Origin of the sequence: Nocardia sp. NPDC005745, from assembly GCF_040630775.1 — a bacterium.
Classification (GTDB): domain Bacteria; phylum Actinomycetota; class Actinomycetes; order Mycobacteriales; family Mycobacteriaceae; genus Nocardia.
The window spans coordinates 257,140-271,291 of sequence record NZ_JBEXYF010000005.1 but is presented as its reverse complement, the minus strand read 5'-3'; the positions used below and the strand labels follow the sequence as shown (position 1 = coordinate 271,291).

The following is a 14,152-nucleotide window of genomic DNA, read 5'->3' as shown; positions in this document are numbered from 1 at the left end:
ACATCCTCGCCCCCCTCTACATCCGGATTCTCTTCGGCATGGGAGGGCTCACCCCCGACTACCTCGACCAACTGGTCGACCGGATCCTCGCCACCGCGGACCGCACCGGCTAACGGAGCGGCAGCGGGCGTCGTTCAGCGGGACGATGCGGCGGTCGGTCTGCTCACGGACCGGGGCGATCCCGGGTAGGCGCGAAATGTGCGAGTTCCGTCGCGACGCAGGCGCGCCACGGACCACACTGTGGCGCAGAGCAGCAGGCCGTTGCGCAGTGTCAGAACAATGACTCCCGGCCAGCTTCCGGTAGCCACCCGGTCGTAGACGAACGGGAATTCCACCTGGCTCAGCAGCGCCGTCGCCAGCACCAGCATCACCACGGGCCGCTGCGTGGTGCGCGAGTCGAGCGCGCAGACCGCGGCCACCGCCACCGCCCACACCAGGTACTGCGGGCTGAGTACGCGGCTGGTCACCAAGGCGAGCAATACCGCGGCCAAGGCGAGATCCGCTGCCGGGGGCCGCATACGCCACCAGGTGAACAGCAATATCGCACCGCCGACGACAGCGGCGGCCACGCACGCCCGGGCCGCGGCGGACACCGCGGGCCCGGCCAACTCGTCGGCCCCGTAACGATGCACGATGGTCCATCCGCCGTTCACCAGACGCGCGATCAACAGCGGTGTGGCAGCGGCGGATTCGATCTGCAGCCCGCGCTTGGACTGGAATTCCAGAAACGACCACGCGCCGGGGCCCAGCGCCGTCAATCCGACGCTCGCCGTCAGACCGGCACCGGCCGCCACCGCACTCATCCGCCATAGCGTTCGCCTGCGCAACCCCAGCAGGACCACCACCGGCCACACTTTCAGCAAGACGCCCGCGGCAGCGGCCGCGCCGGCCAACGCCGGTCGGCGCGTCGACCACAGCAGTGCCGCGGCCGCCGTCGCGGCCACGATCAAATCGAATCGGCCGTAACAGACCCGGCCCAGCAAAGCCACCCCGACCGTCCATACCCACGGCCCTGTCTGCGCGACTGCCCGCCCGTCCGCACGAGCGGCCCGGATCAGCAAACTCAGTACACTCGCATCCGCCGCGGCGACCAGCGCGAAGAACAACCAGTTGTAGGCGAATCCGCCGCCGAGCAGCCAAGGCACCGCCAGCAATACCCCCGCTCCGGGCGGATACTGCCACCGCTCGTCGTCCAGCGGGAAAACATTCCGACCGACGATGATTTCGGCCCATTCCCGGTACAGCGTCAAGTCCGCGGCCGAGGCATCCCAAACGCTGTGCGGCAACACCGTCACCCCGGTGAACACAACCATCAGTAGCCGAGTAACCACCCACACCAACCACAACGTCGATACCGACGACAGCCCACGCACAACGCCGCAGCCTAACCATCGCCACACCTGTCCCCCACAAGACGCAGGCCACGACGCACACGCACAGACGCACCGGCACAACGGATTCCGGCCATGCGGTCAGCGGTCGACATGGTGTGTCAGGGGGCGATCGGGTGGAACGGGCGGGTTTCGTCATGACCGAGGCGCACGACGCCGGCCGACGATTCCCGAACCTCGTTCCACTCCCCCGGCAGGTCGCGCAGCGGCTCGGAAACGACGAATCGCGCCTCCTCACCGAGCAGGCGGAGAGCTTTCACCTCCGGATGCAGCGCACGTACTTTCGCGACATCGGTGGAGTAGAACAGCGACCGTGATCGCCGTTCCGTGGAATACCGGAAGAACCACATGGATGCGCCGTCGGTGGTCGCGACGGTCATCTGCACCGGGGCCTCGACCTTGTACGCACGGCCGACGTCCTCGACGAAGCCGACCGCGCGGGCGACCGCGCCGAACGGGTCGTCGACGAGTCCGAAGCTCAGCGCCAGGAAGAAGAGCACTTCCGAATCCGTGGAACCCTCGATGTCGGCGAACAACGCCGGCTCCACCGCCGTCATCAGATCGCGCTTGAACTCCCGGAATCCGCGCAGCGATCCGTTGTGCATCCACAACCACTGCCCGTGCCGGAACGGGTGGCAGTTGGTGCGCTGCACCTCGGTCCCGGTCGAGGCGCGCACGTGCGCGAAGAACAGCGACGTGCGCACCTGAGCCGCGATCTCCCGCAGGTTGCGGTCGTTCCACGCCGGTTCGATGTTCTTGAACATCGCCGGACGCGGACCTTCGCCGTACCAGCCGATCCCGAATCCGTCACCGTTTGTGGTCGTCGCACCGAGCCGGGAGTGCAAGCTCTGATCGATCAACGAATGCACCGGCCGGAACAAGAGTTCCTCGGCCAGGATCGGCTCACCGGAATAAGCCATCCACCTGCACATACATCGATTGAAGCAAAGCAGGCGACGTTCGGCCACCAGCATCGGACCCAGCCCGCTGGTCACCGTCTCGGATCATGACCGCACGCTCAGCCCACGGGGGCGCCGAACCACTTCGGCAGCTGGCCGAGCAGCTCCTGCTGATCTTCACCGACCCAGGCCACATGACCGTCCGGACGCAACAGCACCGCAGGCACCTCCAGTTCCTCGCTGACGTCGACGACGTGGTCGACGCGATCCGCCCAGCCCGTCACCGACAGCTGGCCGGTCTGGTCGAGCAGCAGCCCGCGGCCGCCGTGCATCCGCTCGTAGAGGCGCCCCCGCTTCAACCCCACGTCCCGCATCCGCCTGCCGAGCAAGTCGTGCCCCTCGCCGAGGTCGTAGCGGACTCCGACCGCGGTGATCATCTCGGTGACGTACCGGTTCACCTCCTCGAAGTCCATCAGCTTCGAGAACAGCTCCCGCAGCGCGGTCGCACCCGGATCGTCCCCCATCAGGGTGATCTGCGCGCGGGTGTTCTCCAGCACGCGCGCTCCCACCGGGTGCCGTTCGGTGTGGTAGCTGTCCAGCAGCCCCTCCGGCGCCCAGCCGTCGACCTCGGCGGCCAGTTTCCAGCCGAGGTTGAACGCGTCCTGGATCCCGAGGTTGAGCCCCTGCCCACCGGTCGGCGGGTGGATGTGCGCCGCATCGCCGGCCAGCAGCACCCGGCCGACCCGGTAGCGCTCGGCCTGCCGAGTGGCATCGCCGAACCGGGACAGCCAACGCGGCGCCCGCGCGCCGAAGTCGGTGCCCGCGAAGGTGCGCAGTTGCTGTTTGAACTCCTCGAACGTCGGTGCGGCCGCACGATCCTCGGCCACCCCTGCGGCGGGCACGACGATGCGGTACACGCCCTCCTCGTGCTCGACGGCGGCGGCCCCGAACCGCTTCTGGGTCTGGTGGACCTCCGCGACGATCGCGGCCACCGTCGCCGGGTCCTCGGTCAACTCCATCACGCCCAGCAGCGTCTCCACCTTGGTCGGCTCGCCGGGGAAACCCACGCCCAACTGTTTGCGCACGATGCTGCGAGCGCCGTCGCATCCGACGAGGTAGCGCGCACGCAAGTGTGTCCCGTCCGCCAGTTCTACGGTCACCCCGCCTTCGTCCTGGGTCAGCCCGACCAGTTCGCAGCCGCGGCGGATCTCGGCGCCGAGTTCGAGAGCACGCTCGTTCAGCAGCCGTTCGGTGACCGTCTGCGGATTGGCGAGACCGTAGGGGTGCGCCGTGTCCATCCGGTCCGGCCACGGCTTGACGATGCCGCCGAAGAGACCGCCGACCTGGAACTTCTTACTGACCGCGAGGAACCTGTCCAGCAGGCCGCGCTGGTCCATCATCTCGACGCTGCGCGCGTGCAGCCCCTGCCCCCGCGACCGCTCGGTGAGCTCCGCCTCCTTCTCCAGCACCAGCGTGTGCACGCCGTGCAGCCGTAACTCGCAGGCCAGCATCAATCCGGTCGGTCCGCCGCCGGTGACGATCACATCGATCACGCAAACTCCATCCCTGTATCCCGCGAAACCCAATCGGAGCCGAAGCGCACATACCCCCGCGAATCCGCGATTTCCGCAGGTTATGGCTTCGGCTGGAGATTGTGCAGCACGACCGGGGTCTTGCCGCAAGGCCCCGGGTGCGATATATGTTGAAAGTGGCAAGGAGTGCATGACTCCTTGCTTTCTTTTTTCACGCTGGATACGCGCGCGTTTCGGTGGCCTTCACCGCGGCCCACAGCCGCTGCCCCGGATGCAGCCGCAACTCGGCGACGGTGGCCGGTGTGATGTCGGCGAGTACGGGCGGGGTGCCGTCGAGACGGATCCGTGTGATGTGAGCGTGTTGCTCGATACCGGTGATGGTGACCGGCCAGCAGTTGCGCGGGCTGCCCACGGGTTGTTGCGGATGCAGGCCGACGGCGTTGGGGCCGAAAGCCACATGGACCCGCCCCTGCGCGGGGTCGGCGATGGTGATGCTGCCGCCCCCGTCCAGGTCGACGAGCGTGCCACGCGCGGTGCCGCGGTAGAGGTTCAGACCCATCAGCGTGGCCACGTAATCCGAGCGGGGCCGCGCCGCCACTTGCGCGGGCGGTCCTTGCTGGACGATCGCGCCGTCCTCGACGATGACCAGCCGGTCGGCCAGAACCATCGCATCGAGCGGGTCATGGGTGACCAGCACGGTGTGGCCGGGGTAGTCGCGCAGATGGTGCGCGAGGTCGGAGCGCACGTGCAGCTTGGTGCCGGCGTCCAGCGCGGCGAGTGGCTCGTCGAGCAGCAAGAGCCGCGGTTCGGTGACCAGCGCGCGGGCCAATGCGACCCGTTGCGCCTGCCCACCCGACAGCGCTCGCGGTTTGCGCTCCGCGAAATCCGCCAGTCCCACCCGATCGAGCCATCCGGTGGCCTGCGCGCGGGCGGCTGCGCGCCGATACCCCCTGGCGCGCAGCCCGAAGGCGACATTCTCCAGTGCCGACAGATGCCCGAACAGCAGGTAGTCCTGGAACACGACGCCCACCCGCCTGCGTTCGGCGGGCACGAAAACCGACGGTGGCGCGTCCCAGGTGGTTCCGTCCACCCGGATGTGCCCGCCGGTCAACGCGATCAGTCCCGCCATAGCGCGCAGGGCCGTGGTCTTGCCCGCTCCGTTCGGTCCCAGCAGGGCCACCACCTCCCCCGGTTCGGCGACCAAAGGCAGCTCCAGCGCGAAACGTCCTCGGTCGATCCGCAGGTCGGCCTCCAAGCTCATACCGCTCCCCTGATCCACCGTTCGCGCAACGCGACCAGCACGGCGACCGAGACGGCCAGCAACACCAGGCTGAGCACGATCGCGGCGTCCGGATCGCTCTCCAGCGCGAGATAGACCGCCAGCGGCATGGTGGTGGTGCGGCCCGGGAAGTTGCCCGCGAACGTGATGGTGGCGCCGAACTCACCGAGCGCACGCGCCCAGCACAGCACCGAACCGGCGATGACGCCGGGCAGCACCGACGGCAACGTGACCCGGCGGAAGGCGTACCAGCGGGTGGCGCCGAGCGTGGCGGCCGCCTCCTCGAAGCGCGGATCAGCTGCCCGCAGGGCTCCTTCGACGGAGATCACCAGAAAGGGCATGGCCACGAACGCTTCGGCCACGACCACCCCGGCGGTGGTGAACGGCAGCGAGACATCGAACCATTCGTAGAGGTACCGTCCGATCAGCCCGCGCCGCCCCAGCACCAGCAGCAGCGCGACACCGCCGACCACCGGCGGCAACACCAGCGGCACGGTGACCAAGGCGCGGATCAGTCCGCGCCCCGGCAGTTCGGCGCGCGCGAGTACCCAGGCCAGCGGAATGCCCAGAACCAAGCAGATCGCCGTGGCCGCGGTCGCGCACACCAGCGAAAGCCGCAGCGCCCGGCCGACTTCGGCACTGAGCAGCCGATCCGGCATGGTAGACCACGGCGCTCGCGCCAGCAGCCCGATCAGTGGCACGACCAGGAACGCCAGCCCGCAGACGGCGGGCAGCATCAGCGCGACCGGTCGCCGCCCGAGCACCGCCCGCCGCCGCGAGGGCGCGATCACGGGGTGTCGAACCCTGCCGCGGCGAAGACCGGCTCGGCCTTCTCCGAGGTCACGAACTCGACGAACGCCGCGGCGGCCGCCGCGTTCGGCGCGTGCGCCAGCGGCGCGATCGGGTAGTCGTTGATCGCCTCGGCCGATTCCGGGAAGTCGATGCCCTCGACCTTGCCTCCCGCCGCTTCGACGTCGGTGCGATAGACCAGCGCGGCATCGACCTCACCGAGGGTGACCTTGGTCAAGACGGCCTTCACGTCCTGCTCGCGGGTATCCGGCCGCGGTGTGATGCCCGCGGTCCGGAACACCGTCTCGGCCGCCGCACCGCAGGGCACCTGCTGCGCGCACAAGGCCACCTTCGGCTCGGTCCTGCCGAAATCGGCCAGCCCGGTGATGTGCCCGGGATTGCCTTTCGGCACCGCGATCTCGAGCCGGTTGCGCACGAAGGTGACCGGCGTGGCGGTGACCGAACCCTTGTCGCGAACCTGCTGCATGTTCTTCGGCGCGGCGGAGGCGAACACGTCGGCCGGTGCGCCTTGGTTGATCTGTTCGGCCAGTGCGGAACTCGCGCCGAAGCTGAAAACCACCTCGACACCCGGGTGCGCGGCCTCGAACTGTTTGCCGAGCTCGCCGAACGTCTCGGTCAGCGAAGCGGCGGCGAACACGGTCACCGTGCCCGACACATGCTGGGCGTCGGCGTGCCCGCTCGTGTCGCCGGAACCACAGCCCGCCGCGGTCACGACAGCCGACATGGTCGCGGCCGCGACACCCCATTTGCGAATCGTTCTCATCCTCGTCAACTTTCCGGTATCTCCACGACGACGTGCGTGGATTTCACCGACGCGACAGCGACGCTGCCGACTTCCAGACCGAGCTCGTCGACCGATTCCCGGCTCAGCAGCGACACCAGCCGGAACGGTCCGGCCTGCATCTCCACCTGCGCCATCACAGTGTCCTTGACCACCCGGGTCACGATTCCGCGCATCCGGTTGCGGGCCGAGGCCGCGACCGTCGCACCGGGTGCGGGCGCATCGGCATTGGCCCGCAGGAACTGGGCGAGCTCGCGGCCGCTGATCCCCATGCGGCCGCTGTCGAGCTGAATCGCGGTCAGACGGCCCTGATCGATCCACCGACGCACCGTGTCGTCGCTGACCCCCAGCAACGCGGCCACTTCACTGATCCGTAGATTCGACACGAAGTACAGCATATTGCCGCATCCACGGTATCGATCACCGAGGGGAACCGCGATATCGGCACGAACGATAGTGCTGTCACCGCCGAGAATCGAGCACGGGCGTGAGACCACCCGGTCCACCGCACCGGTTCGTCGGCTATACCGTCGTGGTACGCCGCCGCTCGCGTAGTCGTGGCGCACGGCCGACGAGAAGGACCTCCAGCGACATGTCGACATCGAAGAAGGCGATTCCGCAGACCCGCACCCGGGAACTCGCGGCCGCCTGTCGTGCCGACATTCCGGCGCTGACCGACCGGCTGATCTCGGAGATCTTCACCGACAACCCCGAGTGGACCGACTATTCGACGGTTGCCCGCGCCGACCTGGTCGACGGCTGCCGCCGCTATGTGACCCGCATCCTCGACCTGCTGGGCGCTCCGGCCACCGCGTTCGACGACGAAGTCGCCGCGTCCATCGGCCGCCGCCGCGCCGAACAGGGTGTGCCGCTGGAAGCCATGCTGCGCACCTTCCGCCTCGGCGGCCGGATCGTGTGGGAGGTCTTGCTCGACAAGGCCGACGAACTCGCTCCCGGCGAGATCCGTGCGGCGGGCACCAGGTTGTGGGCCGTGATCGACGCACTGTCCTCGTCCCTGGTCACCTCCTACCGGAATACCGAACTCGAGCAGCTGCGCAGCGACGAACGCCGCAGGCACGCCCTGATCGAGGACCTGCTCGCGGGCCGAGCCCACGACACCACCTTCGCCGCGCGCGCCGCGCGCGAGTTGAACCTTCCGGCCGGTAGCGCCTTTCTCGTCGTAGTCGCCTGCGGTGAAGGCGAGGCGGTGCGCACCGGTACCGAGGCCGCGTTGGCCGCGGTCGGCATCCGTTCGGTGTGGCACGATCGCGTCGACTCGACGGTCGGGCTGATAGCGGTCGAGCGCCACGACGTCGCCTCGGTCCTGCGCCGGATCGAACCGCATATCCGCGGACGAGCGGGCGCCTCACCAGCGGTCGGCGGGCTGGCGCAGGTCGGCACCGCACACGGCTGGGCACTGCTGACCCTGCAGACCTTGCCCCGGGACGCGACCGGCCTCGTGCCGCTGCATGAGCGCTTCCAGCACGCCCTTCTCGTACGCTCGGCCGACCTGACCGACATGCTGGTCACGCACACTCTCGGTCCGGTTCTGGCTCTGCCCGCGGCCGAACGCGCGACCTTGCTCGACACCCTGGCGGCCTGGTTGACGCACGACTGCTCAGCGGCCCACGCCGCGACACGACTGCACTGCCACCGCAACACTGTCATCAATCGGCTGCACCGCATCTCGACCTTGCTCGGGCGCCCGCTCGAAGGTCGGCGCGACTATGTGGAACTGTCACTGGCACTGGCCGCACTCGACCTCGCCCGAGCGTCGGACGGAGCCTGATCCCGTCGTCCGATTGGGCGCAGCGCCCAATCATGCCGCTGCACTACTGGGCTTCGTGGCAATTGTCTGTGCACTCCGCTACCGCAACACTCGATAGCGATGATCCGCCCCACAACCGAGGGTGGATCGAATCATCGAGGACGAGGAGCACCACGAGTGCCGGATTTCGATCTCCTGGTGGTCGGCGGCGGCCCCGGCGGATATGTCGCCGCCATCCGCGCGGCCCAACGCGGCCTGCGGGTCGGCTTGGTCGAGAAGGAGCGCCCGGGCGGGGTGTGCCTGAACTGGGGCTGCATTCCGACCAAAGCGATGCTGCGATCCGCTGAAATCTTCCAAACCCTGAGCACCGCAGCGGATTTCGGCATCTACGCCGACAACGTGCGCTACGACTTCGCCGCGGTGCGCCACCGCAAAGACGGCATCGTCAAGCAACTCACCGACGGCGTGGCGGGCCTGCTCGCCGCCAACGATGTCACGGTGATCGAGGGCCACGCCCGCTTCACCGGACCGACCGGTGTCGAGGTATTCGAGGCAGCCCAGTCGCCGGTCTTCCCCGGCGGCCCCCGCTACGCCGCCGCGCCGACGGCCACCGCCCTTCGTGCGATCAGCGCGGCCGACGTGATCATCGCGACCGGATCGGTGCCCGCGCGACTGGCGATCCCCGGTGCGGACCTGCCGGGCGTCATCACCTCCGACGGCGCGTTCGGGCTGACCGACGTGCCCGAACGCCTCGTCGTCATCGGCGGCAGCGCGGTCGGCGCGGAATGGGCCAGCCTGTTCGCGAGCTTCGGCACTCAGGTGACCATCGTCGAAATGCAGGACACCCTCGTGCCGCTGGAGGACGCCGACCTCGGCGCCGCCCTGGGACGGTCGTTCACCAAGCGCGGCATCACGGTGCTCACCGGCTCCACGGTCGAATCCATCACGCGGACCGACGCGCTGCGGGTGAGCGTGACCGGCGAGCACGCGCGCGAACTCGACGCGGACGTGGTGCTGGTCGGCGTCGGACGCCGTCCCAACACCGCCGATCTCGGCCTGGACGTCGCGGGAATCGCCACCGACGCTCGCGGTTTCATTCCGGTCGACGAGCAGCTGCGCACCGGCGTCGAGCACGTCTACGCCATCGGAGACGTCACCGGACGCGCCCTGCTCGCGCACGTCGCCTCGCATCAGGGCCTCACCGCCGCGGACGTGATCGCCGGTCACCCGGCGCACATCGACTACACCGCGATCCCGGCCGCCACCTTCACCCACCCGGAGATCGCGAGCGTCGGGCTCACCGAGGCGAAGGCTCGCGCCGCCGGGCACGAGGTCGTCACCGCGCGCTTTCCCTTCGCGGCGCTGGGCCGGGCCCAGACCTTCGGCGAGACCGAGGGATTCGTCAAAATCGTGGCCGGGCAGCGACATCGAGAAGTGCTCGGCGTGCACATCATCGGCCCGTCGGCCAGCGACCTGATCACCGAGGGGGCGCTGGCCATCTCCCTGGAGGCGACCCTCGACGAACTCGCCGGCACCATCCACGCCCACCCCACTCTCGGCGAGATCGGCATGGAGGCGGCCATGGCCGGCCTCGGACTGCCCGTGCACATCGCGCCCAGGAAGCGTTGAGGAGCCCTGCCGTGACCACCAGCACCACCCCCCGCAAACCGAGTCGCAAGACGACTCGGTCCGCGACGCGTCCGTCCGCGTCGATCGCCGAGGATCGCGGCATCGACGATGCCTCCACGCAAACCCGCGCCACCGCCCCGGTCGACGCGCGCATCACCGCGGAGGATCCCGACACGCTGCGCGGACTGTATCGCGACATGCTGTTCGTGCGCCGGTTCGAGGAGCGCACCGCGCAGAGCTACCAGCAGGCCCAGATCGGCGGCTACTGCCACCTCAACCTGGGCGAAGAGGCCACCGTGGTCGGGCTCGGCGCGGCCATGCGCCCGACCGACTACCTGTTCACCAACTATCGCGAGCACGGCTACGCGCTGGCCAAAGGCATCGAGCCCGGCCGGGTCATGGCCGAGCTCTACGGCCGCTCCACCGGCACCTCCAAGGGCTGGGGCGGTTCCATGCACATGTACGACACCGCGACCCGCCTGCTCGGCGGTTACGCCATCGTGGGCGGCCAGGTGCCGTTGGCCGTCGGCGCGGCGCTGGCCATCGACTATCGCGGCGAAGACGACGTGGTGGTGTGCCAGATGGGCGAGGGCACCACCAATATCGGCGCGTTCCACGAGTCGTTGAACATCGCGGCGCTGTGGAATCTGCCGGTGGTGTTCCTGGTGATCAACAATCAGACCGGGATGGGCACCACGGTCGAACGCTCCTCCGCCGAACCGGATCTGTGGAAGCGCGCGGCCGCCTACCGCATGCGCGGAGAGCGCGTGGACGGCACCGATGTGCTGGCCGTGCGTGAAATGGCCGGTGAGCTGATCGAAACCGCACGGCGCGAGCGCAAACCCGCGCTGCTGGAGGCGGTCAGCTACCGCCTCAAGGGCCATTCGGTGGTCGACCCGGCGAAATACCGCACCGAGGAGGCCGTGTCGATCGCCCGGAGCAACGACCCCGTCGTCCGGTGGCGCGACGCGCTGCTCGCCGCCGGTGTATTGAACGATGGGTCCGTGGCCGCGCTGGAAGCCGAGGTGAGCGCCGAGGTCGCCGCGGCGGTCGAATTCGCCGCGAGCAGTCCGCATCCGCAGCCGTCGAGCCTGTTCGACTACAACTACGCGACGCCTGTGGCGGGCGACTCGCGCCGCCTGCCCGCCGATCCGCTCTTCACCAGTTAAGGACATCACCGTGGCTGTCATGACCTATCGCGAGGCGCTGCGCGAAACCCTCCGCGAGGAGATGCGGCGCGACGACGATGTCTTCCTCATCGGGGAGGAGATCGGCATCTTCGAGGGCTCCTACAAGATCACCGCGGGTTTGCTGGCCGAATTCGGCGAGAAACGGGTGCGCGACACCCCCATCGCCGAAGAGGGTTTCGTCGGCGCCGCCATCGGCGCCGCCATGCTGGGCCTGCGCCCGGTGGTGGAGATCATGACGATCAACTTCTCGCTGCTGGCGCTCGATCAGATAGTCAACCACGCCGCCAAGATCTACGGCATGTTCGGAGGACAGACCAGCGTGCCCATGGTCATCCGCACCCCGGGCGGCGGCGGACAGCAGCTGGGCGCGACACATTCGCAGAACATCGAGCTGTACTACGCCTTCGTACCGGGCCTGAAGGTGGTCGCGCCCAGCACTCCGGCCGATGCGCGAGCGCTGCTCAAAGCCGCCATCCAAGACGACGATCCGGTGCTGTTCCTGGAGAACTTGTCGCTCTACAACACCAAAGGCGAAGTGCCGGAGAACCTTCCGGCCGCCCGGATCGGAAAGGCCGCTGTCACGAGGACCGGCTCCGATATCACGCTGATCGGCTACTCCCGCATGGCCACGGTCTGCACCGAGGTCGCCGAGCGACTCGCCGCCGACGGCTTCAGCGCCGAGGTCGTCGACCTGCGCAGCCTTCGTCCGCTCGACCGCGACACCCTCGTCGAGTCCGTTCGCAAGACCGGTTGCGCCGTGATCGGCGAGGACGACTGGCTCACCTACGGAATCGGCGCCGAGGTCGCCGCCTCCATCTCCGACGGCGCCTTCGACTATCTGGACGCTCCGGTTCGCCGGGTGGCCATGGCCGAGGTGCCGCTGCCCTACGCCAAGCCGCTCGAACGGCTCGCCCTGCCGTCGGCCGATTCGCTGTACACCGCCGCGGTGGAAACCCTCGCGGCAGTCGGCAAACGACGCTGAGACCCGAGGACGCATCCCATGCCCGAAATCACCATGCCCCGCCTCTCCGACACCATGGAGGAAGGCGTCATCGTCTCCTGGCTCAAACAGGTGGGCGATCCGGTCGAACGAGGTGAAATCCTCGCCGAGATCGAAACCGACAAAGCCCTCATGGAACTCGAGGCCTACGACAACGGCGTGCTCGAGCAGATCCTCGCCGCCGAGGGCGCGCGAGTGCCGATCGGGACCCCGATCGGTCTCATCGGCGACGGCAGTGCCACAGCCGCGCCCGGCGTGAGCGGCAACGCGCCGACCCCGGCCGCCGCGCCCGTCGAGCAAGCGCCCGCACCGCGTCCCGGCAACGGCCCCGAGCCGGGCAGCCGCGCGGATGCGGCCGCCACTGACGGCGCGCACGCAACGCCGGAACGCAAGAAGACCTCGCCGCTGGCACGCAAGATCGCCGCCGAACTCGGTGTCGACATCTCCACCGTGGCGGGCACCGGACCGGGCGGACGCGTGGTCCGGCAGGATGTCGAATCCGCCCATCGCGCAGCCGAACTCGACTCGCCGACCGAAGTCGTCCCCGCTGCCTCGACCGGAACCTCTTCCGCGGCTCCGGGTGACTACGAGGAGATCCCGCTGACGACCGTTCAACGGGTCTCGGCCACGCGGCTTACGGAGAGCAAACAACAGGCTCCACATATCTATCTGACCTCCGCGATCGATGTCACCGAGTTGTTCGGCTTCCGCGCGCAGATCAACGCCACGCTGGCGCAGACCGGCGCGGGGAAGGTCAGTGTCAACGATCTGCTCGTCAAGGCCGTCGCGGTGACGTTGCGGACGAACCCTGCGGTCAACGTCTCCTTCGCGGGCGACAAACTGTTGCGGCACCGTGGAGTGCATCTCGGCATCGCCGTCGCCACTCCAGCGGGCCTGCTCGTCCCGGTGCTGCGCGATGCCGATCGCAAGAGCGTGTCGGAGATCGCCGCCGAAAGCCGCGACAAGGCCGAACGCGCCCGCGAGCGCAAGCTGCGCACCGACGAGATGAACGGCGGCACCTTCACCATCTCCAACCTGGGGATGTTCGGAATCGAGCACTTCACCGCCGTGATCAACCCACCGGAGGCCGCCATCCTGGCCGTCGGCGCGGCCACCGACGAACTGCGGCTGGACGACGATCGAGTGGTGACCAGGAAAATCCTGCGCGTCACCCTGTCCGCCGACCACCGCGCCATCGACGGAGCCGTGGCCGCCCAGTTCCTGCAACAGCTGAAAGGCCTGCTCGAACATCCCCTCCGGATCGTGACCTGACGCTATAGCCATCATTGGAACTCGGCACGACGCCGTCGCAGGAGAACACGTGCGCTCGGCCTGCCACTGTGGCGCAGTGGCAGGCCGGTTGTTCAGCCCGCCGCCCTCTTCACCAAGTCGCTGATCCGCGCTTCGTCGGCGGCGGTCAGCTTGGTGAGTGCGAAGGCGGTCGGCCACGCGGTGCCGTCGTCGAGTGCGGCGATGTCGTTGAAACCGAATGTCGCGTACCGTGCTTTGAACTTCTCGGCGCTCTGGAAGAAGCACAGGACCTTGCCGTCCTTGGCGTAGGCGGGCATGCCGTACCACAGTTTCGGCGACAGCTGCGGAGCGCAGGCTTTGACGATGGCGTGCAGTCGTTCGGCGATGACCCGATCGGATTCCTGCATCCCCGCGATCTTCGCGAGCACGTCGTTCTCCCCGTCGGCCTTGGCCGCTCGCGAGCCGCGGCGCGCGGCCGTCTTCAACTCTTGGGCGTGTTCTTTCATCGCGGCTCGTTCCTCGTCGGTGAATCCGACGGAAGCCTTGGTCTTCGCGGTGGTACGGGTAGCGGACTGCTGCGTGGTCATGAGCTGGTTTCCTTCGTGGCGATCGTGGATGAGGG

General features: G+C 68.5%; 13 protein-coding genes. 5 read left to right on the top strand and 8 right to left on the bottom strand.

Annotated elements, in window-relative coordinates; genetic code table 11:
- Window positions 1-134: 134 nt before the first annotated feature.
- The 7 genes from ABZ420_RS08280 to ABZ420_RS08250 all read right to left on the bottom strand — a co-directional run bounded on the left by ABZ420_RS08280 (window position 135) and on the right by ABZ420_RS08250 (window position 7,078).
- Window positions 135-1,313: a glycosyltransferase family 87 protein gene (locus ABZ420_RS08280; RefSeq protein ID WP_357118738.1), complete on the bottom strand. Its 1,179-nt coding sequence runs from the start codon at window positions 1,311-1,313 to the stop codon at window positions 135-137.
- A 179-nt stretch (window positions 1,314-1,492) separates the two neighbouring features.
- Window positions 1,493-2,311 carry a class II glutamine amidotransferase gene (locus ABZ420_RS08275; RefSeq protein ID WP_357118735.1) on the bottom strand — a complete coding sequence of 273 codons (819 nt, stop codon included), beginning with the start codon at window positions 2,309-2,311 and terminating at the stop codon, window positions 1,493-1,495.
- 98 nt (window positions 2,312-2,409) lie between these two features.
- Window positions 2,410-3,843, bottom strand: coding sequence for a rifampin monooxygenase (gene rox / locus ABZ420_RS08270; protein WP_357118732.1), 1,434 nt, complete (start codon window positions 3,841-3,843; stop codon window positions 2,410-2,412).
- Window positions 3,844-4,033: 190 nt separating this feature from the next.
- A complete protein-coding gene (locus ABZ420_RS08265; protein WP_357118729.1) occupies window positions 4,034-5,083 on the bottom strand; it encodes an ABC transporter ATP-binding protein in 1,050 nt (349 codons plus the stop codon).
- Window positions 5,080-5,838, bottom strand: coding sequence for a molybdate ABC transporter permease subunit (modB, locus tag ABZ420_RS08260; RefSeq protein ID WP_357118789.1), 759 nt, complete (start codon window positions 5,836-5,838; stop codon window positions 5,080-5,082). Before modB ends, ABZ420_RS08265 begins: the two co-directional genes overlap by 4 nt.
- Window positions 5,839-5,888: 50 nt before the next feature.
- Window positions 5,889-6,674 (bottom strand): molybdate ABC transporter substrate-binding protein, encoded by a 786-nt coding sequence (gene modA / locus ABZ420_RS08255; RefSeq protein ID WP_357118726.1) that lies wholly within the window; start codon window positions 6,672-6,674, stop codon window positions 5,889-5,891.
- A 5-nt stretch (window positions 6,675-6,679) separates the two neighbouring features.
- The gene (locus ABZ420_RS08250; protein WP_357118723.1) at window positions 6,680-7,078 is read right to left on the bottom strand and encodes a TOBE domain-containing protein; all 399 of its coding nucleotides are present in this window, start codon (window positions 7,076-7,078) and stop codon (window positions 6,680-6,682) included.
- 206 nt (window positions 7,079-7,284) lie between these two features.
- On the opposite strand from ABZ420_RS08250, the gene ABZ420_RS08245 reads away from it, so the two are divergent.
- The 5 genes from ABZ420_RS08245 to ABZ420_RS08225 all read left to right on the top strand — a co-directional run bounded on the left by ABZ420_RS08245 (window position 7,285) and on the right by ABZ420_RS08225 (window position 13,551).
- Window positions 7,285-8,481, top strand: a complete 1,197-nt coding sequence (locus ABZ420_RS08245; RefSeq protein WP_357118720.1) for a helix-turn-helix domain-containing protein — start codon at window positions 7,285-7,287, stop codon at window positions 8,479-8,481.
- Between the two features lie 156 nt (window positions 8,482-8,637).
- Entirely contained in the window at window positions 8,638-10,089 is a 1,452-nt protein-coding gene (gene lpdA / locus ABZ420_RS08240) for a dihydrolipoyl dehydrogenase (protein WP_357118717.1), read from the top strand.
- Between the two features lie 11 nt (window positions 10,090-10,100).
- Window positions 10,101-11,258 carry a pyruvate dehydrogenase (acetyl-transferring) E1 component subunit alpha gene (gene pdhA / locus ABZ420_RS08235; RefSeq protein WP_357118714.1) on the top strand — a complete coding sequence of 386 codons (1,158 nt, stop codon included), beginning with the start codon at window positions 10,101-10,103 and terminating at the stop codon, window positions 11,256-11,258.
- A 19-nt stretch (window positions 11,259-11,277) separates the two neighbouring features.
- Window positions 11,278-12,261 carry an alpha-ketoacid dehydrogenase subunit beta gene (locus tag ABZ420_RS08230; RefSeq protein ID WP_357118787.1) on the top strand — a complete coding sequence of 328 codons (984 nt, stop codon included), beginning with the start codon at window positions 11,278-11,280 and terminating at the stop codon, window positions 12,259-12,261.
- Between the two features lie 18 nt (window positions 12,262-12,279).
- Window positions 12,280-13,551: a dihydrolipoamide acetyltransferase family protein gene (locus tag ABZ420_RS08225; protein WP_357118711.1), complete on the top strand. Its 1,272-nt coding sequence runs from the start codon at window positions 12,280-12,282 to the stop codon at window positions 13,549-13,551.
- A gap of 92 nt (window positions 13,552-13,643) precedes the next feature.
- On the opposite strand, the gene ABZ420_RS08220 is transcribed toward ABZ420_RS08225, so the two are convergent.
- Window positions 13,644-14,117, bottom strand: coding sequence for a DUF1801 domain-containing protein (locus tag ABZ420_RS08220; RefSeq protein ID WP_357118708.1), 474 nt, complete (start codon window positions 14,115-14,117; stop codon window positions 13,644-13,646).
- Window positions 14,118-14,152: the final 35 nt, after the last annotated feature.

Bases quoted from the DNA above. Each gene is read 5' to 3' on its own strand.
- ABZ420_RS08280 (WP_357118738.1), bottom strand. From the start codon at position 1,313: ATGGTTGTGTTCACCGGGGTGACGGTGTTGCCGCACAGCGTTTGGGAT.
- ABZ420_RS08275 (WP_357118735.1), bottom strand. From the start codon at position 2,311: ATGGCTTATTCCGGTGAGCCGATCCTGGCCGAGGAACTCTTGTTCCGG.
- ABZ420_RS08265 (WP_357118729.1), bottom strand. From the start codon at position 5,083: ATGAGCTTGGAGGCCGACCTGCGGATCGACCGAGGACGTTTCGCGCTG.
- modB (WP_357118789.1), bottom strand. From the start codon at position 5,838: ATGCTGCCCGCCGTCTGCGGGCTGGCGTTCCTGGTCGTGCCACTGATC.
- modA (WP_357118726.1), bottom strand. From the start codon at position 6,674: ATGAGAACGATTCGCAAATGGGGTGTCGCGGCCGCGACCATGTCGGCT.
- ABZ420_RS08245 (WP_357118720.1), top strand. From the start codon at position 7,285: ATGTCGACATCGAAGAAGGCGATTCCGCAGACCCGCACCCGGGAACTC.
- ABZ420_RS08230 (WP_357118787.1), top strand. From the start codon at position 11,278: ATGACCTATCGCGAGGCGCTGCGCGAAACCCTCCGCGAGGAGATGCGG.
- ABZ420_RS08225 (WP_357118711.1), top strand. From the start codon at position 12,280: ATGCCCGAAATCACCATGCCCCGCCTCTCCGACACCATGGAGGAAGGC.
- ABZ420_RS08220 (WP_357118708.1), bottom strand. From the start codon at position 14,117: ATGACCACGCAGCAGTCCGCTACCCGTACCACCGCGAAGACCAAGGCT.